This is a genomic window from Clostridium sp. UBA6640 (genome assembly GCF_002455975.1).
Classification (GTDB): Bacteria; Bacillota; Clostridia; order Clostridiales; family Clostridiaceae; genus Clostridium_J.
Genome location: NZ_DKLM01000154.1, coordinates 56,864 through 82,615, shown reverse-complemented (window position 1 = coordinate 82,615; position 25,752 = coordinate 56,864). Strand labels below are relative to the sequence as shown.

26 protein-coding genes and 1 other annotated feature are annotated in these 25,752 nt (G+C 28.2%); of the genes, 17 read left to right on the top strand and 9 right to left on the bottom strand.

From position 1 onward, the window contains the following. Window positions 1-217 precede the first annotated feature (217 nt). The 8 genes from B2W91_RS17950 (at window position 218) to B2W91_RS17915 (ending at window position 7,877) form a co-directional block, all read left to right on the top strand. Window positions 218-1,792 carry an ATP-binding protein gene (locus B2W91_RS17950; protein WP_291583408.1) on the top strand — a complete coding sequence of 525 codons (1,575 nt, stop codon included), beginning with the start codon at window positions 218-220 and terminating at the stop codon, window positions 1,790-1,792. Further along, window positions 1,789-2,505 (top strand): response regulator, encoded by a 717-nt coding sequence (locus tag B2W91_RS17945; protein ID WP_291583406.1) that lies wholly within the window; start codon window positions 1,789-1,791, stop codon window positions 2,503-2,505. Before B2W91_RS17950 ends, B2W91_RS17945 begins: the two co-directional genes overlap by 4 nt. 77 nt (window positions 2,506-2,582) lie before the next feature. Further along, complete coding sequence (locus B2W91_RS17940) at window positions 2,583-3,998, top strand: flavocytochrome c (RefSeq protein ID WP_291583405.1); 1,416 nt, start codon at window positions 2,583-2,585, stop codon at window positions 3,996-3,998. Window positions 3,999-4,213: 215 nt separating this feature from the next. Next, window positions 4,214-4,561, top strand: a complete 348-nt coding sequence (locus B2W91_RS17935; RefSeq protein ID WP_291583403.1) for an FMN-binding protein — start codon at window positions 4,214-4,216, stop codon at window positions 4,559-4,561. 247 nt (window positions 4,562-4,808) lie between these two features. Beyond that, window positions 4,809-5,090, top strand: coding sequence for a DUF503 domain-containing protein (locus tag B2W91_RS17930; protein WP_291583401.1), 282 nt, complete (start codon window positions 4,809-4,811; stop codon window positions 5,088-5,090). A gap of 81 nt (window positions 5,091-5,171) precedes the next feature. After that, entirely contained in the window at window positions 5,172-6,809 is a 1,638-nt protein-coding gene (locus tag B2W91_RS17925) for a hypothetical protein (RefSeq protein WP_291583400.1), read from the top strand. A gap of 105 nt (window positions 6,810-6,914) precedes the next feature. Continuing rightward, the gene (locus B2W91_RS17920) at window positions 6,915-7,181 is read left to right on the top strand and encodes an EscU/YscU/HrcU family type III secretion system export apparatus switch protein (RefSeq protein WP_291583397.1); all 267 of its coding nucleotides are present in this window, start codon (window positions 6,915-6,917) and stop codon (window positions 7,179-7,181) included. A gap of 6 nt (window positions 7,182-7,187) precedes the next feature. Beyond that, window positions 7,188-7,877 (top strand): metallophosphoesterase, encoded by a 690-nt coding sequence (locus B2W91_RS17915; RefSeq protein ID WP_291583395.1) that lies wholly within the window; start codon window positions 7,188-7,190, stop codon window positions 7,875-7,877. 113 nt (window positions 7,878-7,990) lie between these two features. Here the strand turns inward: B2W91_RS17915 and B2W91_RS17910 are convergent, their stop codons facing one another. Further along, on the bottom strand, window positions 7,991-8,932 hold the full coding sequence (locus B2W91_RS17910) for a DUF2225 domain-containing protein (protein WP_291583393.1): 942 nt from the start codon (window positions 8,930-8,932) through the stop codon (window positions 7,991-7,993). 147 nt (window positions 8,933-9,079) lie between these two features. On the opposite strand from B2W91_RS17910, the gene B2W91_RS17905 reads away from it, so the two are divergent. The 4 genes from B2W91_RS17905 (at window position 9,080) to B2W91_RS17890 (ending at window position 11,692) form a co-directional block, all read left to right on the top strand. Further along, on the top strand, window positions 9,080-9,871 hold the full coding sequence (locus tag B2W91_RS17905; RefSeq protein WP_291583392.1) for a GTP pyrophosphokinase: 792 nt from the start codon (window positions 9,080-9,082) through the stop codon (window positions 9,869-9,871). A 432-nt stretch (window positions 9,872-10,303) separates the two neighbouring features. Beyond that, entirely contained in the window at window positions 10,304-10,486 is a 183-nt protein-coding gene (locus tag B2W91_RS17900) for a hypothetical protein (RefSeq protein ID WP_039633958.1), read from the top strand. Window positions 10,487-10,501: 15 nt separating this feature from the next. Then, a complete protein-coding gene (locus B2W91_RS17895; protein WP_291583388.1) occupies window positions 10,502-11,326 on the top strand; it encodes an aminoglycoside N(3)-acetyltransferase in 825 nt (274 codons plus the stop codon). Window positions 11,327-11,386: 60 nt separating this feature from the next. Continuing rightward, entirely contained in the window at window positions 11,387-11,692 is a 306-nt protein-coding gene (locus tag B2W91_RS17890) for a hypothetical protein (protein ID WP_291583386.1), read from the top strand. 366 nt (window positions 11,693-12,058) lie between these two features. Here the strand turns inward: B2W91_RS17890 and B2W91_RS17885 are convergent, their stop codons facing one another. Then, window positions 12,059-12,526 carry a pyridoxamine 5'-phosphate oxidase family protein gene (locus tag B2W91_RS17885; RefSeq protein ID WP_291583384.1) on the bottom strand — a complete coding sequence of 156 codons (468 nt, stop codon included), beginning with the start codon at window positions 12,524-12,526 and terminating at the stop codon, window positions 12,059-12,061. 575 nt (window positions 12,527-13,101) lie between these two features. On the opposite strand from B2W91_RS17885, the gene B2W91_RS17880 reads away from it, so the two are divergent. Both B2W91_RS17880 and B2W91_RS17875 read left to right on the top strand, forming a co-directional pair. After that, window positions 13,102-13,758 carry a TetR/AcrR family transcriptional regulator gene (locus B2W91_RS17880; protein WP_291583382.1) on the top strand — a complete coding sequence of 219 codons (657 nt, stop codon included), beginning with the start codon at window positions 13,102-13,104 and terminating at the stop codon, window positions 13,756-13,758. Continuing rightward, window positions 13,745-14,692 (top strand): alpha/beta fold hydrolase, encoded by a 948-nt coding sequence (locus B2W91_RS17875; protein ID WP_291583380.1) that lies wholly within the window; start codon window positions 13,745-13,747, stop codon window positions 14,690-14,692. The genes B2W91_RS17880 and B2W91_RS17875 overlap by 14 nt, the downstream gene beginning before the upstream one ends. 421 nt (window positions 14,693-15,113) lie before the next feature. On the opposite strand, the gene B2W91_RS17870 is transcribed toward B2W91_RS17875, so the two are convergent. Continuing rightward, window positions 15,114-15,647: a hypothetical protein gene (locus tag B2W91_RS17870; RefSeq protein ID WP_291583378.1), complete on the bottom strand. Its 534-nt coding sequence runs from the start codon at window positions 15,645-15,647 to the stop codon at window positions 15,114-15,116. A 274-nt stretch (window positions 15,648-15,921) separates the two neighbouring features. Here B2W91_RS17870 and B2W91_RS17865 point away from each other — a divergent pair, with 274 nt between their 5' ends. Together B2W91_RS17865 and B2W91_RS17860 are read left to right on the top strand one after the other, a co-directional pair. Continuing rightward, window positions 15,922-16,524 (top strand): hypothetical protein, encoded by a 603-nt coding sequence (locus B2W91_RS17865; RefSeq protein ID WP_291583376.1) that lies wholly within the window; start codon window positions 15,922-15,924, stop codon window positions 16,522-16,524. A 416-nt stretch (window positions 16,525-16,940) separates the two neighbouring features. Further along, on the top strand, window positions 16,941-17,750 hold the full coding sequence (locus tag B2W91_RS17860) for a GNAT family N-acetyltransferase (RefSeq protein ID WP_291583374.1): 810 nt from the start codon (window positions 16,941-16,943) through the stop codon (window positions 17,748-17,750). Window positions 17,751-17,836: 86 nt separating this feature from the next. Here the strand turns inward: B2W91_RS17860 and leuS are convergent, their stop codons facing one another. The 5 genes from leuS to B2W91_RS17835 all read right to left on the bottom strand — a co-directional run bounded on the left by leuS (window position 17,837) and on the right by B2W91_RS17835 (window position 23,305). Beyond that, on the bottom strand, window positions 17,837-20,275 hold the full coding sequence (gene leuS, locus B2W91_RS17855; protein WP_291583372.1) for a leucine--tRNA ligase: 2,439 nt from the start codon (window positions 20,273-20,275) through the stop codon (window positions 17,837-17,839). Between the two features lie 84 nt (window positions 20,276-20,359). After that, window positions 20,360-20,561: a binding site (T-box leader), on the bottom strand. A gap of 77 nt (window positions 20,562-20,638) precedes the next feature. Beyond that, the gene (locus B2W91_RS17850) at window positions 20,639-21,166 is read right to left on the bottom strand and encodes a hypothetical protein (RefSeq protein WP_291583370.1); all 528 of its coding nucleotides are present in this window, start codon (window positions 21,164-21,166) and stop codon (window positions 20,639-20,641) included. Window positions 21,167-21,292: 126 nt separating this feature from the next. Then, window positions 21,293-21,889, bottom strand: coding sequence for a J domain-containing protein (locus B2W91_RS17845; protein ID WP_291583368.1), 597 nt, complete (start codon window positions 21,887-21,889; stop codon window positions 21,293-21,295). Further along, entirely contained in the window at window positions 21,873-22,751 is an 879-nt protein-coding gene (locus tag B2W91_RS17840) for a DUF5685 family protein (protein WP_291583366.1), read from the bottom strand. The genes B2W91_RS17845 and B2W91_RS17840 overlap by 17 nt, the downstream gene beginning before the upstream one ends. After that, window positions 22,751-23,305, bottom strand: coding sequence for a class IV adenylate cyclase (locus B2W91_RS17835; protein WP_291583364.1), 555 nt, complete (start codon window positions 23,303-23,305; stop codon window positions 22,751-22,753). Before B2W91_RS17835 ends, B2W91_RS17840 begins: the two co-directional genes overlap by 1 nt. 224 nt (window positions 23,306-23,529) lie before the next feature. On the opposite strand from B2W91_RS17835, the gene B2W91_RS17830 reads away from it, so the two are divergent. Continuing rightward, complete coding sequence (locus B2W91_RS17830) at window positions 23,530-24,567, top strand: nucleoid-associated protein (RefSeq protein ID WP_291583362.1); 1,038 nt, start codon at window positions 23,530-23,532, stop codon at window positions 24,565-24,567. 821 nt (window positions 24,568-25,388) lie between these two features. Here B2W91_RS17830 and B2W91_RS17825 read toward each other — a convergent pair. Then, window positions 25,389-25,721, bottom strand: a complete 333-nt coding sequence (locus B2W91_RS17825; RefSeq protein ID WP_291583360.1) for a hypothetical protein — start codon at window positions 25,719-25,721, stop codon at window positions 25,389-25,391. Between the last annotated feature and the right edge of the window lie 31 nt (window positions 25,722-25,752).

Below are 25,752 nucleotides of genomic sequence, written 5' to 3'. Positions count from 1 at the left end.
AAGTTACGCAGTAACTTTTTTTCAAGACTAGCAATATAAAATTGCTAGTCAAAGATATGTTTAAAGAAATTATTTTGCCTAAAAATAATTTCATCCTTAACTGTGCATTGTGAATTGTGCATTAATCTAAGTTGTGAATTAATATATCAAACTATAACTTATATTCAGACATACATTAAATTTTAGAGTAGCTTATCTATAAATAATGGTGATTTTGATGAAACTTCAAAATAAAATGATAATTTTAGTAACGAGTATTATATGTTTTACCTTAATTATTGTAACTTATTTTTTTATGAATTATTCCAAGATGATATTAAAAGAAGAAAAAGGTAAGGCTGTTATGAATATGGCTACCTCAGTTGCAGCTATGGAAGTAGTTATAGATAATGTAGGAATGGAAAAAGGAATTTATAAAATACAGCCTAGAATAGAAACCTTAAGGCTTAAAACAAGAGGTCAATTTATTGTAGTGATGGATATGAGAGGTATTGCATATTCTCACTATCTTACAGAAAGCTTAGGGAAAGTTTTTATTAATGAGAAAGAAAATATTGTATTATCCAAAGGACGAAGTTATATTACTACAGATACAATTGAAGATATAGATAAATCTATTAAGGCTTTTACACCTATATATAGAGATGGAAAGCAAGTTGGTGCCGTTTGTGTAGGATTATTCTTAGGGAGTTTTAATGACGAATACACAGATTTAATGATAAATTTTCTTCCCTATGTAATTATAGGTCTTATAATAGGAATCGTAGGAGCTATTATTATTTCTCACAGCATTAAAAAGTCTATTTTTGGACTTGAACCTGATGAAATAACTTGGGTACTTAGCGAAAGAGAAGCAATTTTAGAAAGTATGAATGAGGGAATAATAGCTTCAAATAAAGAAGGGGTAATAACAGTAGTAAATAAAAATGCTAGAGAATTTTTGGATGAGGAAAAATATGTGGGAAGAACTTTAAATGAAATCAAATATTTTAATAGATTAAAAATAGTATTAAAAGGTGGACTACCTATTACAAATGTAGAAGAAAAACTTCCTTTAGGAAAAACAATTATTAGTAATTATTATCCTATTACTAACAATGAAGGTAGTATTATAGGTTCTATTGTGACTTTTCAAGACTTTACCACGGTTAAACTTATGGCCGAAGAGCTTACAGGAATTAAAAAGCTTATGTGGTCTTTAAGGGCACAAAATCATGAATTTATGAATAAGCTCCATACTATTTCAGGACTTATTCAACTAGAGGAATATAAGAAAGCCTTAGAGTTTATACATAATACTGCAAAGGCGAGAACTCATATTTTAGATATATTAAATAATAAAATTAAAGAACCTGTTATAGCTGGGCTAATATTAGCAAAATATAATAAAGCATCTGAAGCAAGGATAGATTTTGAGATTGATCAGAGCTGTGAACTGAAAGAAATTCCTAAGGGTATAACAATAGATGAGTTTGCAATTATATTAGGAAATTTGATTGAAAATTCTATTGATGCAGTTATTGGAAAAGAAAATGCTAAAATAACATTATTTATAATTGAAAGTGACAAAGAGATTCAAATAGAAATAAGTAATAATGGAGATAAGATACCAAAAGATATAGAGGATAAAATATTTAATCAGGGTTTTACAACGAAACTTGGTGATAGAGGACATGGACTTTATAACATATTGAAAATAATAAAAGAGATAGATGGTAATATATATTTTACTAGTGATGAAAAGACTACTTGGTATGTAACAATTCCAAGCAGAGGAGGATATTTAAAATGATTGACGTTTTAATTGTAGAGGACGATCCGATGGTAAGAGAAATAAATTCAATGTTTTTAAATAAACTACAAGGATTTAAACTATGTGGAGCAGTGGGGAATTTAGAAGAAGCAAAAAGAATTATAGAAAGTAAAAAAATACAATTAGTACTTTTAGATATATTTCTTCCAAAGGGGAATGGATTAGATTTTATTAGATGGATAAGAAATGATGGTATTTGTTGTGATGTAATATTGATTACTGCTGATAGAAGTTCTGAAGCTGTACAAGAAGCTTTTAGATATGGAGCAATAGATTATTTGATAAAGCCGTTTACTTTTGATAGATTTAAAGAGGCATTATCTAATTATAAAAAACGTATGGAAACCTTTAATAAAGTAATTTCTATAGAACAAAAAACTATTGATCAATATGTTCTAAATAATGAAGATAATTATAAAAATACGTCTGAGAATGAGAGAGAAATGGAGTTAGCAAAAGGACTGAATATTCGCACTTACAATCAGATTTGGAATTATATTAACAATGATGCACACTTCTGTTTTACAGCAGAAGAACTTTCTGAAAACATAGGTATGGCAAGGGTTACAGTTAGAAGGTATCTTGAATATATGTTAAAAGAAGGCAGGCTTTATATTGAATTAGAATATGGGAAAATAGGCAGGCCTTGTCATGTATATAAGATTTCAGACCAAAAAGAACAAAATAACTAATAAGAACAAAATATTGATTGTTTATTATTTAACAAATATACTCTAGCCATAGATAATTTCTGTTAGGGGGAAGTAAAATGAAAAAGAAGATATTAGCTTTAGCAATGACAGCTATAATTGCTATTCCGTTATTAGTTGGTTGCCAAAGTAGTGGAGAAAGTGCAGATATTGTTATTATAGGGGCAGGTGGGGCAGGTCTTGCAGCGGCTGTCGAAGCACAGGAAAGTGGAGCTAAAATTGTTGTTTTAGAAAAGATGCCTATGGTTGGAGGATATACAACTCGTGCTACAGGTGGATTGAATGCCGCTGGAACAAAAGCTCAAGAAGAAGCTGGAATTGAAGATAGTGCTGAATTATTCTTTAAAGATACTATGAAAGGTGGATACGATAAGAATAATGAAGAGTTAGTTAAAGTATTAACTGAAGAAGCAAAAGATACTGTTGAATGGTTAGAAAGTTTAGGTGCTGATTTATCAGATGTTGGAGCAGCAGGAGGAGCCTCAGTTAGAAGGATCCATAGACCAGCAGGGGGATCAGCAGTAGGACCTAATATAATTTCAACCTTAAAGGCGGTTTCAGAGGATAAAAAAATTGATATTAGAACGATGAATGAGGCTATTGAAATAGTTAAAGATAAAGAAGGAAAGATTTCAGCTGTTAAAGCTACGAATAAAGAAGGTAAAGAATACACAATAGCTACTAAAAGTGTTATATTAACTGCTGGAGGATTTTCAGCTAATAAAGAAATGGTTGTAGAAAATAAAGCTGAGCTAGAAGGATTTGATACAACAAATCATCCAGGGGCTACTGGAGATGGAATTGCATTAGCTAAAAAAGTAGGTGCTGATTTTGTAGATATGAGTGAAATACAAACTCACCCAACTGTAGTTCCAGGAAAAGGCATTATGATTACTGAAGCAGTAAGAGGTAATGGTGCAATACTTATAAATAAAGATGGTAAAAGATTTATTAATGAATTATTAACTAGAGATGTTGTTTCAAAAGCGATATTAGATCAAAAAGATAAGGTTGGATACTTATTTTTTGATGAAGAATTGAGAAAAGGATTAAAAGCTATAGAAGAATATTTTAGTATGGATTTAGTTACTGAGGCAAACTCTATAGAAGAATTAGCTGAAAAATTAGATATTGATAAAACTAATTTAACTACAACTATTGAAACATATAACAAAGCACAAAAAGCTAATAACGATACAGAATTCCAAAGAACTGATATGGCAATTAGCTTAGAAAGTCCGAAATTCTATGCAATTGAAGTTACACCAGCAGTTCATCATACTATGGGTGGAGTTAAAATCAACACTAATGGAGAAGTAATCGGAGAAGACGGACAAGTTATACCAGGATTTTATGCAGCAGGAGAGGTTACAGGAGGAGTTCATGGCGGAAATAGGCTTGGTGGAAATGCACTAGCAGATATAATAGTTTATGGAAGAAGAGCAGGACAAACTGCAGCAAAAAATTTAAAATAATACTATAAAATAAAAAATAATTATTTTAGATATGCATTGATTTTATAATGGAGCATTATGGAAAACTATGAGTAAAATGAGTTAAAAACAAACTGTATACAATGTAGAAAAATTATGGTATATTTATTGAGAGAGATTATCAAAGAATAATTTTAATATGTGATATTGGTAGTTATTTGCATTGAAAATTTAATATCACTAAGGAGGAATTTGAAATGAAAAAAGTAGCAAGCGTATTATTATCATCAATATTAACAATGGGGATATTAGTAGGATGTGGAAGTAAAGAAGTAGCTTATAAAGACGGAATCCATGAAGGTGTTGGAAAAGGATTTAAAAATGATATAAAAGTATCTGTAGAAGTTAAAGATGGAAAAATAGAAGATATTAAAGTTGTTGAGCAAAAAGAAACAGAAGGTCTTGGAGACAACGCTATAGAAGAAATAATCAAAACGGTTAAAGAAAAGCAAAGTACAGATAAAGTAGAAGCTGTTTCAGGAGCAACAGCATCAAGCAATGGTGTTTTAGAAGCTATAAATAACGCTTTAGATCAAGCAAAATAGATAAAAAGAATTGTATAAGGTCTCGCTGATGAAAATCAGGAGACCTTTTTATATTATAATAAAAAGGAATAGTAATTATTAGAACATAAATAATATATTTAGGTACTTTAAAGAAATCATTAGTGAATATGAGATTATATTTTTCTTCATAATTTGTTAATAATATCATTATTAACAAATTATGATACATTATCTTTAAATACTATTTTAAATGATTCAAGAAAATTTATTTATAGGAGATATTATTATGATTATAGCTATAGCAAAAATAAAATTAGGTGCACCTTGGGTACACTCATTAAAAGAAAAACGAATGATTGTTAAAAGTATAATAGATAAGGTAAAACATAAGTTCAATGTGTCTATTGCAGAGGTAGAAAATCAAGATATACATCAAACTATAGTAATTGGAATTGCAGCAGTGAGTAGTAGCAGCAGCCATGGTGATAGCATATTACAAAAGGTTATAGATTATATAGAAAAAAATTGCGAGGCTAATATCGAGGACATAGAAACAGAAATATTATAAAAGCTTTGCTTTATGTTATCAATAAATATAAATTCTTTACGATAATTAAAGTAAATATAGATACCTTTAAGGAGAGATATTATGTCTGGTATTTGGAAAATCAATATGGTTCAAAATCAGGCTACTCAGCAAGATTTTAATAAAACTACTTTCAGAAAGGGAGATAGCTTTAGTGCAAGGATATTAAATATCAATAAAGAAAGTGGTGAAGTTGTAATAAGACTTCTAGATGGAAGACAATTTCCTGCTAAAATAGATGGTTTTATTGAGGATACCCTGTTAGAAAATTATTTATTAAAATTTGTAGTAGATGATTTCAGCGAAGGAAAATTAACTTTAGTATTAGGTGGGGATAGCAAACCGCTAGAAGCCTTAATACCTTTAGAAAGCAAAAGCATATTAGAAGAAGTAATAAAAAACTTAGGATTAAAAATTTCAAAAGGTGATGAGTATATATTAAAGGAAATGCTTAAATTTAATATTACGTTAACTCAAGAAAATTTTGATGAGGTTAAAACTATAGTCGACTTCACTAATAAAATAAATACAACACCTAAAGAAGAAGATAATTTTATAGAAAAGTATTTAGCGGCAAAAAATATAGAACCTAATAGTGAAAATGGAGTCATGGTTAAAAACACTTTAAAGAACTTTTTTTCTTCCCTGAAGACTTTAGATTTAAACTCGTTACTAATGATGAAGGAAGAGAACATACCAATTACAGAAGAAAATATAAAAAGTTTCAATAATATTAATAAAGAAGACTTAGTAATAGCTAAAAATATTCAAGAAGCATTAGAAGCATTAAATATTGAGACTAAAGATATAACAATAGATAATAAAATTTTTAAGGAGAGAGATATTGAGGATAAATCGCTAACATCCTTAGATAGGGAAAACAAGGTAATAAAAAATGGGAGTTTTGATAATACTGTAAAAGATATTACTTTACAAGGGGAAGAAGTATCAAATAAAGGAATAAATACTAAGTCTATTATTAATGAAAAAAATCTTTTAGTTAAAAATGAAAATGAAAGTATTGATAGTAATTTAGGAGAAAAGGAGATTATTACTTCAAAAGAAGATAAAATCATAGAGGATAAAGTTAATAAGGATATAAAAGAAAGTAAAATTATCGAAAAAGATATAGACTTAAAATTAAAAATTCCTACTTCTGATATAGTCAAAAGTGAGATAAAAGAAAAAGTATCTATGATGAAAGATGGAATTATGCAACTTATAAAGACTAATGAAGATAGTCCATCTACATTTAACAAAGTAATGCAACTTATTGAAAGTAAAATGCATGATTTTAAAGTTTTTAACACTTTAAGTAATGATTATTATTATTTAAATGTGCCCATGAATATTAAAGAACAAGATTATGACTGTAAGCTCGTAATTAAAGATGAGAGAGGTAAAGGCAAAAAGATAGATTCTAGAAATATTAAAATTGCTACAAGTATAAGGACTTTAAATATGGAAGTAGTGGATGCATTTATTAATGTAAATAATGACTATATAAATATAGATATTCATTCACAAAAGGATTTTATGGATATATTAGAGGCTTATAGATATAAGCTTATTGAAGATTTAAGTTGTAATTCATATGCCTTTAATGTTAACATTAAAGAAAAAATAGAAAAATTTACATTATCAAATTGTAGGGGATTTTTTGATGATAATGATTTAAGTATAATTAATGTAAGAGTATAACTAATATGGAATTGAAATGTTCAAGGGCATAGTTATATTAGCTATGCATTAATTCTTAGATATTTTATCTATATTGCATTAACTATCTTATAAAGGTGTGGTAAAATGAAAAATGTAAAAAAAGCTGCTGCAGTAAAATATGATTATGGAGCTACTGCACCTAAGGTTACTGCAGTGGGTATGGGGCATATTGCAGATAAGATTCTAGAAAAAGCAGAGGAAAATGAGGTTCCTGTAGTTGAAAATGAAGAGTTGGCAAATCTTCTTACTAATGTAGACGTAGGAGATGAGATTCCTTTAGAGCTTTATGATGTGGTGGCAAAGGTAATTGCATATGTTATGGATATTGACAATAGGATGAAGAGCAGGTGATAAGTATTGGCATTATATGCTATATCTGATTTCCATTTAGCATCTACTGGAGATAAGCCTATGGATATTTTTGGAGATAAATGGTATAAACATGATGAAAAAATAAAAAATAATTGGCTGGAAACCATTAAGGCAGAAGATACAGTCTTAATTGCAGGAGACATTTCTTGGTCTATGAATATGGAAGAAGGTAAGGAAGATTTAGATTTTATAAATAAGCTTCCAGGAAGAAAAATATTAGTAAGAGGAAACCATGATTATTGGTGGACTAGTATAACAAAGCTTAATTCTCTTTATGATAACATGGATTTTATACAAAATAACTTTTTTACTTATGAGAATTATGGAATTTGTGGCAGTAGAGGGTGGATTACTCCAATGAATTCTAAATTTACTGCTCATGACAAAAAAATTTATGAAAGAGAACTTATAAGGCTTAGATTATCTTTAGATAGTGCTAGAAAGGCTGGTTATAAGAAGCTTATAGTTATGCTTCATTACCCACCAGTAAATAGTATTGAAGAAGAAAATGGGTTTACTGAAATATTAAATGAATATGAGGTAGAGAAGGTTATATATGGGCATATTCATGGAATGGCTTTGAAATATGCCTTTGAAGGCATTAAAAATGGTATAGAGTATGTATTAACTTCTTGTGATTATATAGATTTTTTACCCAAATTAATATTACCATAAAAATTTATATATTTATAACATACAGGCTATAAATATATAGATTGTGAATGAAAAATTGTGAATAATAACATCAATTTTTCATTCACATCTTTAATTCTAAAAGTGGTGATTAGCTAATCACGATTTTTAGAATTAAAAATTTTTGAAAAAATTCTTTTAGATTTATCTTCTTTAATATTTGCTTCTTGAATATGAGCTTTTTGATCTTTACTATCAAAGTTAAAATTATCGTCAATGATATCACTAGTTTTTTCAAGTTTAGTCTTAATAAGTTCTGCTTCCCTAATTAGATCTCTTTGAGTTCTAACTAATTCTTTTAGGCTTTGTTTTACATTAGGGGCAGTTAGTACTTGGCTAAACCATACAAGAGCTGTATTATAATTTAATAGCCTTCTATTTAGTTCACCTATTAAATACATCATAACAAATTTATCCATACCATATAAAGGTAAGGCTTCATTATAATAGGCATCGTTAAACCCTTCTAATGCAAAATTTAAAAAGGTTCGTTCCATTTCACTATAATAATCTGAATTACCTAATCGATACATCCATGATAATTTCAAACAAATCATAGCTTTTTGGCTAGGTTTAGCATTCATAAAAACTGCATTTAATAGTGCCATTTTATATCTTTCTATAGCAATTTCTAATGTATATTTATCAGGATAAGTTCTTGGTTTGAATTTTGAAGTTACATTTTTAAGTATTAGATCTTTTTGAATAGTCATTATTTTATAGAAATCAGATTTTAAAGCTGAATATCCGCAACTTTCACAAATATAAACATCATAAAAATAAGGATTTATAAGATCATATCTTATAAAAAAATCTGAGTCTTTTGAAATCATTCTATAAGAAGTACTTTTAAGTGCAAGTTGTTTGAATCTATAATTACATACAGGACAATCTATAGTCTTATGATAAAGTAAAGATTCATATAAATCATTCTTAGCTTTTTCTTTTTTGCCTATGTTTTTTTTCACCGTATATATTTGAAGATTGTCTATATCTTCAAACCCTAGCTCTTCTAGTTCAGAAAAAATATTTTTCATAATAAAATCCTCCATAAACCGCTAAATAAACAATAAATGCAATATTATATCTAAATCATTGATATTTTTCTATAATAACATTATATTATATATATAATCTAATATATATTTCGTAACAATTTAATATTTGTGAAGGGTGACTTACATATGGCGATAAGAGAATGGAAAAAGTTTTTAATTCCTTATGAACAGGCAGTGGAAGAACTTAAAGTTAAATTTAAAAGTATTAGAAGAGAACTTAGAAGAAAGAATGAATATTCTCCAATAGAATTTGTAACTGCAAGGGTTAAGGAAGTATCTAGTATCTTAGAAAAAGCAAATAAATTTAACATACCATTAGATAGAATAGAGTATGAAATGGAAGATATAGCTGGTGTGAGAATTATGTGCCAGTTTGTTGATGATATAGAAAAAGTTGTTAAATTAATTAGACAAAGAAAGGATATGCAAATAATCTATGAGAAGGATTATGTAACGAATGTTAAGGCAAGTGGTTATAGAAGTTATCATATGATTATAAAATACCCAGTAAATATGGCTGATGGTCAAACAGAAATTTTAGCAGAATTTCAAATTAGAACTTTAGCTATGAATTTCTGGGCCACAGTAGAACATTCTTTAAATTATAAATATAAACATGATATACCTAAAGATGTAAGAATGAAGTTAAAAACTGCAGCAGATGCAGCCTTTCAATTAGATGAGCAAATGCTTGAGATAAAAGATGAAATTAAAGACGCTCAAAAATTATTCGAGGTGAAGTCTAGCCTAGTTACAGACATAGTTGAAAATATCTTAACACTTTCATCTTTAGGAAAGCTTTTAGATGCTTCAAGATATACGGAACAGTTAAACAAGCTTTTAGAAGAAGGCGAAGTATTTGAACTTAGCAGTTTATTAGAAGCTACAAAAAAGACGTTAGATAAATATAAAGCATAAGGCCGATATTTTGGCCTTATGCTTTATATTTTATAAGGATACTTTATATAATAGGACGACTTAATAATTATTAACTAGTATATGTTAATTAAGCTAAGTAGAACTAGAGAGTGAACTCTGGTTTTTTTATTCTTAAATAATATGAAAATTTTATTTGAAAAATTTGAATGAGTAATTAGCATCTTTAAATCATTAGAAGTTATTATTATATAAATGCTGGATACTATCATGACCAATTGAATATATATAGTTAGGATACATTTTTAAAAATTTGAAAACACACTAAATACATATATAAGAATCATTGCATAAGCATTATTTTTTCTATTCATAAGAACCTACTCAATACATTGATAAATATACTGTTATATTAAAAGGATTTAATAAATATTAAAAGAATAAGTAGATAATGGATTAAAGGGGGAATATATCGTGGAAGAATTAAAGTGTCCTAAATGTAATTCTACTGAAATCAAGAGAGCTGCGAGCAAAACCATATTATTAGAACCTATGGATAAAATTTTTGCATTAGGATCAAAACTTTATGCTAATGTTTGTACTGATTGTGGTACAGTTTTTGATTTTACTGTAGATTTTCCAGAGGATTTTAAATAGGGGAAGGTAGAAAAAATGAGAGAGGGAATTATAATAGAAAACACAAATACTATAAACACTATAGAAAGCCTAAAAAAAGATTTAGCCGCATTAGGACTTAAAAAAGGAATGACTGTTATTGTACATTCCTCTTTAAGTTCTATAGGCTGGGTCTGTGGAGGAGCTGTATCAGTAATAAAATCGCTTATGGATATAATTACTGAGGACGGCAACATTATTATGCCAGCTCAAACAGGAGACTACTCAGAACCTTGTTATTGGGGGAATCCTCCTGTACCTGAACAATGGTATGAAATAATTAGAGAAACTATGCCTGTTTTTGATAAACATGTAACCCCTACAAGAGGAATGGGAAGAATTGCAGAAGTTTTTAGAAGTTTTCCTAATGTGTTAAGGAGTAATCATCCACAGGCTTCTTTTACTGCTTGGGGTAAGGATTCAGAGGATATTATAGGGGTTCATAATCTGGAGGATTCATTAGGGGAAACATCACCTCTGGGAAAAGTTTATAATATAAATGGATATGTACTACTGCTAGGAGTGCCTTATGAGAATAATACATCTTTTCACCTAAGTGAATATAAATCTAATGTAAGAATGTATACAGAATTGGCTGCACCTATTTTAGAAAATGGTAAGAGAGTTTGGAAGACTTTTAGAGATATTGATTTAGATAGCTATGATTTTAATTCTATAGGCATAGAGTTTGAGAAAAACTGTAATGTGAGTAGAGGATTAGTAGGACAAGCTGAGAGTAGGCTATTTCATCAAAAAACAGCAGTAGATTTTGCTACAGAATGGTTTAAGAGAAATAGAGGGCATGAGAATTTATTGAAGTAGAAGCTTAGTTAGCATCTACATATAATAATCATAGAATCAATAATTTCGGAGGCGTATTCTATGAAGATACTATCTATAATTTGTATTATTTATGCTATATTCTTAATAATTTATGGATTTATAAATAATAAAAGAGTAGATAATAGGAATAATTGGTACCATATTAAAGATATGAAGAGCTTTTTAAGAATTCAATTCTTATGGAAGCTTATAACTGCACTATATTGCATCGCTGCTGCTTATTTTTATGAAAAATATACTATAAGCTTTTTGTTTATCCTTACAATTATTTTTATAGATAGAATAATATTTTTTATTATAGTTAGACTTAAAAAAATAGCTTTACCTAAAAGATATTTAGAATAAGGCATATGAAAGAAAATAATATTCCTAAGATGTTAATAGGTTTTTATAAGATGCCTAAATAAAATTTCAATTTAGATAATTTTCTAATAGTTTCTATTAAAGAGATTTCTAGTCTGAATAGATCAAATATTCAGACTGGGAGTCTATAGGGGTTATTAATGAGAATTTAACTTATGCATGATTTCAATTTCCGTAACAAAAATTCTCATTTATAGATTAAAAATTAAGAATTAAGGATAAATAACTATGGTTAAAACTCCACGGCCAAAGCCTTTGGAGTTTTCTTAANNTTTTATAGAAAACTTATTTTCCAGAGTATATAGTAAGTTTTCGCATTGTATCCCTATATTTGCATTTAAAAATAATTTACTTTTTACATTTTCCTGTTATATGATCTATACTAATTTTTACAATGTTAGCTTTAGAGAAAGCTTTTTCTATATATATTTTTCCTTCTTCCATAAAATCAGAAGAATATTTTTCAATAAACTTTAGTAACACAGCCTTTTTTTCTTTTTCTGCTCCAATATTTTCAGCCTTTCCAAAGATTATTACATTTTCAAATTTAGTACTGAATGTTTTAGATAGAACCTCAATATTATCAACAATTGAAAAACATACTTTATTATTAAAATTTATATTATCAAGTTTGTGTCCTACAGGAGCACAATGAAAATAAATGGCATCATTGTAGTATACGTAATTTAAAGTTGTACAGTAAGGATAACCATTTTCACCTATAGTGCCTAAAGTGCCTTCTTGTCCTCTTTTTATAAGTGCAAATATATCTTTATCGTCCATTGCTTTATTAATTCTTATCATTTCTTTAAACATTGAAAATACCTCCACATCTTTTAATTATTTAAATAAGATTAGTTTTATATTAACATATCTTTTAATTATATGTAATATATAAATATATTGTAAGTTTTACGTTATGTACTGTAGAACTCTATGTAGTTAATAATTGAAGTCATAAATTAGTGATAAAACAAATTAATAGTATAGAATGGAAGAGGCTGTGGAGTAGAAAAATTGAAATTTGCAAATACTGTGATGAGCGGTGTTTGTAATGATGATTAGAGAATAGAGCTATTAAGCAACTATCTTTTAAGCGAGAAGGAACTTTACAACAAGTGATTTAATTTGTTGACATAAAGTAAAATAGAGTGTAATATAAAACATACCGAATGAATGTTTTTTTAGAAAAAGATTAAAGGCGAATTAAAGAATGTCCTAGGAGACAGCACTAAAAACAGGGTTAGAGAATAGAAATAGTAAGGAAATTATCTTTTAACCCAGAAGAAACTAGAAATTTATAATAAGTGATTAAGTTTATTTACATAAATTGAAATGGAGTGTAGTCTAGAACATACCGACTAAATGTTTGTTAGAAGGAGAGTTGAGTAATGAGTAAAAGGTATAGTACTGAAGACACAATTAGAGATATTTTAGATGTAGCGACACGGCTGTTTGTAGAAAAAGGTTATGAGAAAACGACCATCCAAGATATTGTCAACGAATTAGATGGCCTGTCCCGTGGAGCGATTTACCACCACTTTAAATCAAAAGAAGAGATTATTGATGGAGTTGTAAAGCGACTTGTTCCAGGATCAGAGTATATAGAGGCAATTAGTAAACGCCAAGACCTAAATGGCTTAGAAAAAATTCAACATTTACTAATGGAGACACTAATGAATAAAGAGGTTGGAGCTTCATTTGGGTTGGCATTTCCTTTATTTAATAATCCAAAATTTTTCATGATGCGTGTGATTAATAGCAATGAGGTCCTATCACCTCAGATTGAATTATACATAGACGAAGGAAACAAGGATGGATCACTTGATGTGAAGTTCCCAAAGCAGATTTCAGAGATTATTGTCCTACTATTAAATACTTGGTTTATGGTATCTTTATTTCCTAACACTATAGATACTTTTTGGGATAAAGTTTATGCAGCGAAATATCTGTTCGATGGTATAGGAGTTGACGTACTAAGTGATGAAATTATAGAAAAAATTATTAGCGAAGTAAAGGAAAAGGGGATAGAAAATGAAGGGAAATAAAAAAAGTGGTATTAAACAAGTTCTGCATATCCTAAAGATAAGCACTCTTGTACTTGTACTGATAATAGCCTTAGCATTGGGGGGAATCTTTACAGCTCACCGTTTAAGTTTACGAAGTGAGGCTAAGAAAATTGTGGATTATGGGCAGAAATTAGAGGTTTTCGATGGCACGATGAACGTACTTATTGAAGGTAAGGGCGAAGAAACAATTGTTCTTTTAACAGGTTATGGCACGGCAAGTCCAAGTATTGATTTCAAGCCGCTGATTGATGAACTTAAAAGTGATTATCGTGTGGTTGTTATCGAACCCTTTGGCTATGGACTAAGTGGGCAAACGGAGCGTGAGCGAACAGCAGAAAATATGGTTGAGGAGATTCATAACGTTGTTAAACAATTAAATATAGATTCCTTTATTTTGATGGGGCACTCAATTGCAGGCATTTATGGGTTGAACTATGTCAATACTTTTCCTGAGGGTGTCAAAGCTTTTGTTGGAATTGATTCAAGTGTTCCAAACCAAACTTGGCCAGGTTTTGATGATAGATTAATCAACTTCGTGCAAAAATCAGGAATCTTCAGATTGGTGGTAAAATTGAATCCTGAAAGCTTCACGGGTGAAAACATTAATGAAGAGTCTTCTGATCAATTGCGCATGCTTACCATGAAAAATATGGGAAATAAGACTGTGCGAAGTGAACTTAAGTTAATAGGAGAGAGCTTTAATTCTGCAAAAAAACTGTCGTTTCCCAAAGAACTTCCTTTATTATTGTTTGTTGCGGAAAATGAAACAAATCCAGAAGGATGGCTTGAACTTCACCAAAAGCAAATTGAAAAATCGGTTAAGGGTAAGATCGTTGAATTACCTGGAACCCACTACCTTCATCACTCGCAATCTAAAGAAATTGCAGAAGAACTAAGAAAATTTTTAGATTGATAGTAAAAAATTAGCAACAAGAATAAGAAGTGCCTATGCTTTTTGGGCTGCTAATTCAAATAAAACAGTATATTTAGAGAGAACTTATTGTCGATTCATAAATGTGAGTTGTAATAAGTTTTTTTATTTTAGAGAAACCATTACTTTTATCAATCATTAATGTCATGAATGAATTAGTAGTATTATGTGATAAAATAATCATAAGGTAAGCAATTTATGAATTCAGTATAATTATTAGGTAAAAGTAGAATTGATGTTATGTAAGTAAAGAAAGTGAGGAATATACTCCGTTTTAATAAAGAGACATTTTTATTAAAGCGGAGTATATTGCATTATAGTATCTCTTTTAATAGGTTTTAAATATAAAAAATAAAATAATTAGTTGATTTATAAATATATAATTAATTATTTTATTCTAAAATTAAGGATAAGTTGGTAGTATTGGCAGTTTTGAATATAAATCTATATCATTTAAGTTGTTAACTTGGGATATTATCAGTTTGTCATCAACTTTATCTATAGTAACTTGTCCTATAAGCTCTACGTCATCTTTAGTATTTTTTTCTACATTATTTAAATTTATTATAGCCTTAAAATTATAAACTTTATCTGTATCACTTTTTTTAAATTCCTTCAATTCTACGAACTTAGAATTAGTTTTATTAGCAACTAAGAGATTTATATATAGAGAGCTAACTCTATTAGCTGTGATTGTTTTAAAGGCATCATCCGATAATAACTCCTTATATCTAAGGGTATATTGATCATTAGGATGTTTCTCGATAAACTCGATAAACTCATTAGTATTAGCTTTAGTGTAATCTTCTATGTCATATAAAGCATGAAGAAAATCTTCTGTTAATTTTTCTTCAGCATTTGTTTTGCTGCATCCTATTAAGAAAAGTGGAATAATAACTATTATTAAAAGCATAGGAATTAACTTCTTAAACTTCATAACATTACCCCCTAGTAAATAATTTTTAATTTGGCTTTTTTCATATATTAGATAAAGTATCTTAAATATTATAAATCTTTTCATGGAATTACATAATTAAAGATTACACTATTATTATATTAACATATTTTACAATAATATGTTAATATATCCTTAATATAAGAACTTTAATAAGTACAAAAAGAATAGTATAAGTAAATTAATCTTGTTTAGTAATTAAAAATGTTAAACAAGCTTTACAGTACATTGATAAAAATTTATGGAGGTAAAGTATATGGGGAAAACTAGTAAAATTTTGATTATGGCTTTTTTAACAATAAGTTGTATTTTATTATTAGGCTGTGAAAAAACAAAACCTAGAATTGCTCTTAGTGATTTTTCAGAAGAACAAAAAGAACTATTACAAGGTACTATTGATACTGATTTTAAGGCTTTTAAGATAATTGGAAGTTTAGAAGAGTATGATGATATTGAGGTAAGCTTATGTGTATATGAAAGAGGAAAGCTTATAGGTGAAGACAACATGGTAGGTATGTCTTTAAATAAAGAAGATACTTTGAAGTATATAAGTATGAGCTTATATCAATACTCTGATAAATATAGCGATAAAGGGGAATTGAAAATTGCTATTATAGGTGATCATTTTAATAATTCAGCTAAATTTAATATAGACTTTAATAATAAGCCAAATGAAGTTGGAAAGTTTTATAATAACGAAGTAAAGATAGAAAAAGGTGTAGAGTATATTTTATTTGCACAATTAGAGCGAAATCAAGGATCAGGCCGCATGAGTTTTATTTTTGATGGAAAAGATGAAGTAGATAGAGCTATAGAAAACTATGATAGAGTAGTTTTATTAAAATGTAAATTTAAATAGAAGTATATTTATAAAAATAACTATATTGGGAGTTTCCTTAAGCTATTTTTATAATAGTAAAAATAAACTAGTTAGTTAAAAGAAAAATTCTGTATATAACATAGATAAATTTTGAGGGAGGCAAAGAGATGAAAAGAGAAGAAGCCTTCACCGCTGGGGTTTACAACAAAAATTATAGGTTTTAAATAAAATCAGAGTAATCACAAAATTTTAGTTTGTAACTATTTTTTATTTAAACCACTGGGGTGGGGAATTTATTCTGTAGCGGCGAACAATGTTCGCCATAATCACTAGCAATTTTATATTGCTAGTGAAAAAACATGTTTAAAGAAATTATTTTTTATAAAAATAATTTCAACCTAAATTGTCCATTGTCAATACTCAATTCTCAATTGTATAAATGGGGGAAGATAATTATGTTAAAGATAGAGAAATTAACAGATGAAATAAAAGGTGCAATATTAAAATTTTTATATAAAGAAGAGGCGATAAATCTTTTTATAATACATTTTATTGAAAATGGTAATATAGGAGATTTATATATAGATAAGGAAGATAATATAGGAGCAGTATTACATATAAAAGATGATGGAAACTCGCTTTTTACCAATTTTTATTATGATAACAAAAAGAATTTTGAAACTATTATAAAAGAAATTGAAAGATTAAAGAGTACGCGAATGTTATTGGCAGCTAAAGAAGAAGATGTAGCAGTGGCGTTAAAAGAATTAAATATAACTAGAAATATAGATAAAAATTTTTATTATATTTTTGATAATGAGAAAAAGCTAAATTTACATATAGAAGAGTTTAATTTTAAAAAAGCAACTTTTAAAGATAAAGATTTTATTAAAGAAGCATATATAGATTTTTTTGGAGCAACTTCTGAAGAAGAAATAGAATCTTTAACTAATGATGAAAAAATAAAATATGATTTAGAAAATGGAGTTTATTTCTTATATATTAACTATACTCCAATAGGATTAGCTAAATTTAGTGAGTTCAGCAAACATTTTGGGGAAATTACTACTGTTTATATAAAAAGTGAATATAGAGGTAGAGGATTAGGAAAAATCCTTATGAGTAAAATGGTAAAAACATTAATGGAGGCCGGAAAGACACCGATAACTCAAGTAAATGTAAGAAACTTAAGTGCAAAAGCTATATATGAAGGTATAGGATTTAAAAAATATTGTGACTATGCCTTTGAATTCTTAGATAATTAAAATTTATCTTTAATTTCTCTGCTGTATTAAACATATATAGTTAATTATTAATTTAAAAAGTCGTGATGGTTAATCACGACTTTTTGTTAGTTAGCTACTATATTTACAAGTCTGCCTTTAATTACTATAACTTTCCTTACAGTTTTTCCTTCAAGAGCAGCTTTTATATTTTCATTGCTTAATGACGCTTCTTTTATTCCTGCTTCATCAAGACTTGTTGGAACATCAATTTTAGCTTTGATTTTACCATTAATTTGTATTGCTATTTCAACTTCATCTTTAATTAAAGCAGATGGATTGAAAACAGGCCAACTTTCGTTAAATACTGAACAATTCATACCTAAAGCTTCCCAGTGTTCTTCAGAGAAGTGAGGTGCAAATGGTGCAAGAAGCTTAATGTAATCTACTAATGTTTCCTTTAGGAAAGCAGGATTCTTAATGTCTTCATTAAGGTATTTAGATAGGGCATTAGTAAACTCCATCATTCTTGCTATTGCAGTATTAAACTGAAGTTTTTCAGCATCTTCAGATACACCTTTTATAGCAAAATGTCTCCAATAATTAAGCTCTTTTTCAGCAGTTTCCATAGCTTCTTTATTATTATCCTTGTTTCTAAGTTCAGCTATAGAATGTTCTAGAACTCTTTCTATTCGCTCAACGAATCTACCTATAGATTTTATTCCATCATCGCTCCAAGCTCCACCTTCAGTATATCCAAATCCAAACATTAGATACATTCTAAATACGTCTGAACCATATTCTTTGATATATCCATCAGGAGATATAGTGTTTCCTTTAGATTTACTCATCTTAAGTCCATCAGGTCCTAAGATTAATCCTTGGTGAGTTAGAGATTTAAATGGCTCTCCGAAGTTTATATAACCAAGATCTCTTAATGCTTTAGTTATAAACCTTGCATATAATAGGTGCATACAAGCATGTTCTGGTCCTCCAACATATTTATCTACTGGAAGCATTTTATTTACTAGTTCGCTATCAAAGCAAACTTCACCATTTTTGTTATCTACATATCTTAAATAGTAGAAAGAAGAACACACAAAGGTATCTAAAGTGTCTGCTTCTCTTTTAGCAGGTTCACCACAACATGGACATGTGGTATTTATAAAGCTGTCACATTTAGCTAGTGGAGATTTTCCATCTGGTGTAAATTCCACATCGTATGGAAGCTTTACAGGTAAATCACTTTCAGGCACTGGTACTGTTCCACATTTTTCACAGTGGATTATTGGGATTGGTGCTCCCCAATATCTTTGTCTTGATACTAACCAATCTCTTAATCTATAGTTTATTTTCTTCTCACCTAAATTTAACTCATGAAGTTTATTAACCATAGCCTCCTTAGCTTCTTCACTAGAAAGCTCGTCGAACTCTCCACTATTTACAAGTTTTCCAGATTCAGTATATGGAAGATTTTCTCCACCTTCAATAACTCTTTCTATTGGAAGATTATATTTAGTTGCAAAGGCAAAATCTCTTTCATCATGAGCCGGAACAGCCATAACTGCACCAGTTCCATAAGTGTTTAATACATAGTCTCCAATCCAAATAGGAATTTTTCTTCCGTTAATTGGATTTATAGCATAAGAACCAGTAAATACACCAGTTTTTTCTCTTGTTATAGATTGTCTTTCTATATCAGATTGTTTTTTAGCAGTTTCTTTATATTCTTCTACAGAAGTTTTGCACTCTTCAGTAGCCAACTGATCTACTAACTCGTTTTCAGGAGCTAAAACCACATAAGTTACTCCAAATAGTGTATCAACTCTTGTAGTGAACACATTGAAGGAAATATCTTTTCCGTCTACTTTAAAAGTAGCTTCTGAGCCTGTAGATTTACCTATCCAATGTTTTTGCATTGATTTGGTTTTTTCTGGCCAATCAAGATTATCAATTTCATTAAGAAGTTCTTCAGCATAATCTGTAATTTTTAAGAACCATTGAGTTAAATTCTTTTTAGTAACTTCACTAGAACATCTTTCACAAACGCCATCAACTACCTGTTCATTAGCTAAAACAGTATTACAATCAGGACACCAGTTTACTGGTGCATTTTTTCTATATGCAAGACCTTTTTCATATAATTTTAGGAATAGCCATTGGGTCCATTTATAATAATCAGGACGACAGGTTACTACTGAATTTTCCCAGTTAAACATAGCTCCCATATCTCTTAATTGTCTTTCCATAGTTTCAATATTCTTTTCTGTTGAATCCATTGGATGAATTCCAGTTTTTATTGCAAAGTTTTCAGCAGGTAATCCAAAAGCATCAAAACCCATTGGTTGAAATACATTATACCCTTGCATTCTTTTCATTCTAGCCCATGAATCAACAGGTGCAAAGTTAAACCAATGACCTGCATGAAGTTGGCTTCCAGATGGATAAGAGAACATTTCTAAAACATAAAGTTTTTTATCTAAATTGTTTTTATCAAATTTATATAGTTCTGTTTCTTCCCATTTTTGTTGCCATTTTTTATCAATTTCTGTGCTATATCTAGCCATATTATTTCCTCCTAATCTATGGTGAATTTTTATTAGTAGATAGATATCTAAGATTATTATAAATAAAAAAAAGCCTTCATCTCGTAAAGAGACGAAAACTTATAATTCCGCGGTACCACTCTAATTAGGCATAGTGCCTCACTTTAAAATATAACGGTTTAATCCGTACTTGCTTTTTACAAGTAAGCTCCTAGGCAAGTTCATAGTTCTTAACTACTGCATTACACCAAACTGCAGCTCTCTAAGAATTAAGATGAATATTACTACTCCTAATCAGTGCAATAGTATATTAAGTTAATAATTTTAAATTATAAATTAAAATCTATTTATTGTCAATAGTTTATTAATTTTTTATATATGGTATTAATTATTTAATTTATGAATAAAGTTACTATCTACATAGGTTATAAATATAGTTAGTGCATAATCATAAATTATAAACATAACTTGATAAGCTAATATTAAAAATAAAAAGTTTCTTGGTATTGATAATGAAGGTATAAATAAAAATTTATAAATTATATAAAATATTCCCATAGATATATTAAAATATACAATCTTTAATATAAATTCTAAAGATATTTTTCTTAATCTTTCTATGTAAAGTTTTATAAAGCCATAAAGTCCAAAAAAAATGGTATAAGATAGCCACATAGATTTCAATGGAAGTATAAAGTAAGATAATAAGGAAACACTTACATATACTATAATAGAGTTTTGTATGCTAGTAGTTAATATTGATAGAGGGATTATAGCTGAAGCCACTCCTAAAAGAAATATTGTATTAAAGGGCAAAAATGAAGTGGAATAAAGAATAAATAGGCTAAGTGCTACATATATTCCACCTCTTGCAACAAAACTTGCTTTATTGTTCATATTATGTTTTCTCATATTAAAAAACCTCACAATAAATTATTATTTTAAATTATTATGTTGTAAATTTAGTTATATTCACAAATGAATCTAAAGAGTAGTGTATTCTTTTTAAGAAGCGATTTCTTAGTATAAATTATATTATTAAAAGCAACTAATTAAATCTCCACCCATACATTCACAACAAGTATCTGCGCACCAAAGTTTACAACAAAGATCACAGCATTCCCCATCACTACCTCTTCGCGTTCCATGATAATTTTGTCTATAAGAATTTTGTCTTTGATTTAAGCTATTTAATGTTTGTCTATACTCAAAATTATTTGGATCCATATTACAAGCTTGATGAATTAAATTGTAGGCATTATCAAACCAACCTTTTCTATAGTTAACCATACCCATTAAAAAATACCATTCTGCAGTTCTATCTGATATAGAATTAAGCTTTGATTCTGCACCACCTATATTTCCTCTATTTAAATCCATTCTTATGCTTTGATAAATGTTAAAATTATTATTTCCTCCACTATAACTTTGATAGTTACTAGAACTTCCATTATTTTTAGTAAGAGTATCATAAGCATCGTTTATTTCTCTCATCTTTTCTTCAGCTAAATCCTTTAGAGGATTATTAACATATTGATCTGGATGATATTGCTTTGCTAATTCCCTATATGCTTTTTTTATTTCATCTTGTGATGCACCTTGTCTTACACCAAGTACCTCATATGGATTTCTCATGTTTTTTACACTCCTTAATCTTTATACTTTCAATTTTCTCCATTAAGCCAAGCTGAAGGATATTGGTTAAAAGCTCCTTGTTTTTCTTTAATGGAAGATTTTCTAAAGAAGCTGCACAGCTTTCAGCGCTTAATATTAGATTAAACTCAATTCTTTCCCTAATGGTTTCTATAAATTCTTTAAAGGTGAGTTTTTCACTATTAAAAGCTTTTTCAATAGCGTTAAATTTATGGTTTTCCATATCTTCCTTTAAGTCATCATAGGCATCAATTAAATATATAAATCTTCCTAAATTATATCCAAGCCAATAAAGGGAAGTGTTATCATCTTCCTTATAATACTTAGAAATTATATAACCAGTTAAATCTGCAAATATATCAGAAATTTCATCTATATTTATGGGATCTTTAGAGTTCTCCATTTTACTTAATAAATTTAGTTTAGCTTCCATATAATCTATTATTTCTTTTTTTTGTTCATCACTAATTTTTACATACTTCTTTAAAAATTTAGATAATAATTTACTGACTTTAGAATTATTATCATTGTAATTATCTAATAATTTAAAGTAAGTTAAAGCTACATTACAAAAAGCTGCATATTTTAAAGCATCATTATCAATTATTTTAGGTTTTTTATTTAGTGGATGTGCAATACAAATAGACTTTTCATATTGAATTTTATCTTCGTTAAGTCCATCTAAAAGTATAGCTAAAAAAGTCATATCATAATTTAAAGTAAATCTAGGTATATGACCACAAGTTTCTTTTATAGCTAAACATAATCCACAGTAATAAGCTTTAAATTTTTCATAGTCTTTTACTTTAAGCTCCATTTTGCAGGGAGTAACATATCCAAACATTATAGTCCTTTTAAAGCTCCTTTATTTTTATCTTCTAAAATTTCATGAATAGTTTTAGAAGTAGTGTCTTTCATAGTGTATCCTAATAGATTTACTACATCCATAATTTCATCCTCGTTACTAGATTCAATTTCTATGTAAGGAAAAGGACAAAAGTTTTTATCATTAATGTCTATTTCAATTAGGGTATTTTTATACTTATAACTTTCTCTATATTTTTTAATAGACTCTACTAATTCTAGGCCTAATGCTTTAAAAATATTAGAGCCTTCAACTGAGTCTAATATTTCAATCTCATGCTCTTCCATTACCTTATATTTTTCTTGGCTAATAAGCTTTTTAGTAGTCATATAATTTATTGTTTTATTATGTAAATGATCATCTACTATTCTAATTCTAGCATAGCCTTTGGCGTTTAATAGTCTTCTATCTGAAAAATCATATATATTATTAATTTGGCTTTCTTCCTTGACCTTTACTGCATTAATATCTTTTAATTTTTTTCGTATATCTTCTACGTCAATATCTAGTATTCTAGTTTCCATTTCTTTCAAGATTCTCACTCCTTTTAGGTAATTATATCATAATTTTTTTCCTTAAGCGCTGTTTTAATTTGTTTATAATTTATTTTTAACCAGACTAATATGTTTAATAATTACTTTGGAGAAAAATCATATATTGTTATATAATTATATTGATCAATTGACAATTAACATAAATTCTTAAAACTTTTTAGTTAATTTAAATAATTAGTCAGTGCTTAGAGGAGGTTTAACATTTGGATTACATTAAAGAAATAAATATAATTGAAGCAGTGATTCATATATTAGATAACAATGCTGATGGAGCTGTATTAAATGAATTTGCATTAGAGCTAAATGAAGAGATATATACTTTTCTTTTAAAACATATTCAAAGATGTTTAAAGGATGAAGAATTAAAGTATGCTGTTTTTAATGAGGAAAGAAACATAGTTAAAGATTTATCTCAAGAATTTTTAAATGGAGAAAATAATATCTTAGGGGTATCTAAAGAATTAGCAAGACAGATGTTTGTACTTATGAGATCCAAAGGAAATATTCCATCTTGTGATTTAATTACTGTTAGTTTTTCTACAGAATATGGAATGTTTTTAGGCATATTTAAAATGGACTATATAAAAAATTATATGCATACTGTTGAATATATAGATGATAAGGTAGGGATTGATATAATTCCTCAATTTACAGGATTACCTTCTTCAAGTTCTCGAATCCAAAAATGCGCTTTTATAAAAGCAATTAGAGATGATAACGAATATGATCTTATGGTAATTGATAAGCAAAGTAAAAATAAGAATAATGAAGATTATGGTTCAAATTATTTTATAGATAGTTATTTAGGATGTACTATAATTGATAATGAAAGGGACATGACTAAAACTTTTGTAAAAGCAGCGGAAAAATGGACTCAAAATGCTCTAGTTGAAAATGCTTCTGAACAGGAAAAAATTAGAACTCACATTAAGAAAAAGCTAAGAGAAGAGGAAAATATTGATGTTAATGAGTTAACTGAAGAAATTTTTAATGATAATGAAGAAAGAAAAGAAAGTTTTAAAACTTTCATTGCTGATCAAGGAGTGGCAGAAAAGGTTTCTATTGATAAAGAATGGGTTGATAAAAAACTTAAAAGAATAAGGTTAAAAATTGATAAAGATATAGATTTATATTTATCGGAAGAAGCTTATCATGACTTTGAAAGATTTGAAATTAAGCGTAATGGTGATGGAAGTATTAATATAATAATAAAACATATAATGAACTATGTAGAAAAGTAATAGATAAATATAATAATTACAAATTTGTCAACAATAATTATAAATAGGTCTAAATACAAGAGTCGCTAGAAAAAATTCTAGCGACTCTAAACCGTTGAACTTGACTTAAATATAAATTTGATAATATTTAAATATAAAATTAAAGTACATTTATGCTATTATTTTATCAACAAAATATAAAATAATAAACCCTAAAATTACATTAGGTATATAAAAAAATAAATTAACTAGAATTGTGCGTATTTTTTATAATAAATATTAATTCTAGATGTCTTATTAACATAGTTATCACTCCTCTAAATTTAGTTACCATTTAAGAATATCATATATACAGAATAAATATATAGGTTTATGTGGATGTTTTTACAAAAAAATAATATTTATGAATTATTTAGCAAAAATTTTAGATTAATTAAAATTTTAAAATTAATTAGGCTATAACTTATTAAATTTATTTATAAAAGCTATATGAATAAATGACAAACTATAAGACGTATTAAAAAGAACTGGCGAACACTGTTCGCCCTTACAATAAAAAACTAGCAAATGCAGCCTCTCTGTAGTATTAGTTAAATTTATTAGTATCGCTCCGAGTTATACTGCACCTCAGGGAAACCCTTATCCAATTCACAGTTCACAATGCACAATTCACAATTGTGGATATTTCTCAGTTATCCCTGAGAAATTTTAAATTGATTCTTTTTTGAAGCTACAGAGTAACTTTTTTCACAAAAAAGCTAGCAACATTAAGTTGCTAGTTAAAAAATTCATTCAAAGAAATTGTGCATTGTGAACTGTGAATTGTGCATTAATCTAGTAGTTTATTCTCGCAATAATAATAAATAGGCAGCACCAGATTTAAATATATCATTACCATGTATCTTTCCTATAGGGTCTCCTCCAAAAGCAGTATCGTAAATAAAACCATTTTTATCTACATATCCTACAGGGAAACTCCCCTTGCTATAATCATAAACTAATCCATCAGTATCTACCTTGCCAATAGGAGTATTTATAGTGTGATTATAAATAAATCCTTTTTCATCTATTCTTCCAACAACATTACCAAAAAGCGAATCATCATAAACTAGTCCATCCTTTTCTAATATACCAATTGGTCTAATACTGAAAATATTATCGTATATTTCACCCATATCAATACCTCTTAAATCATAATAAAAATAC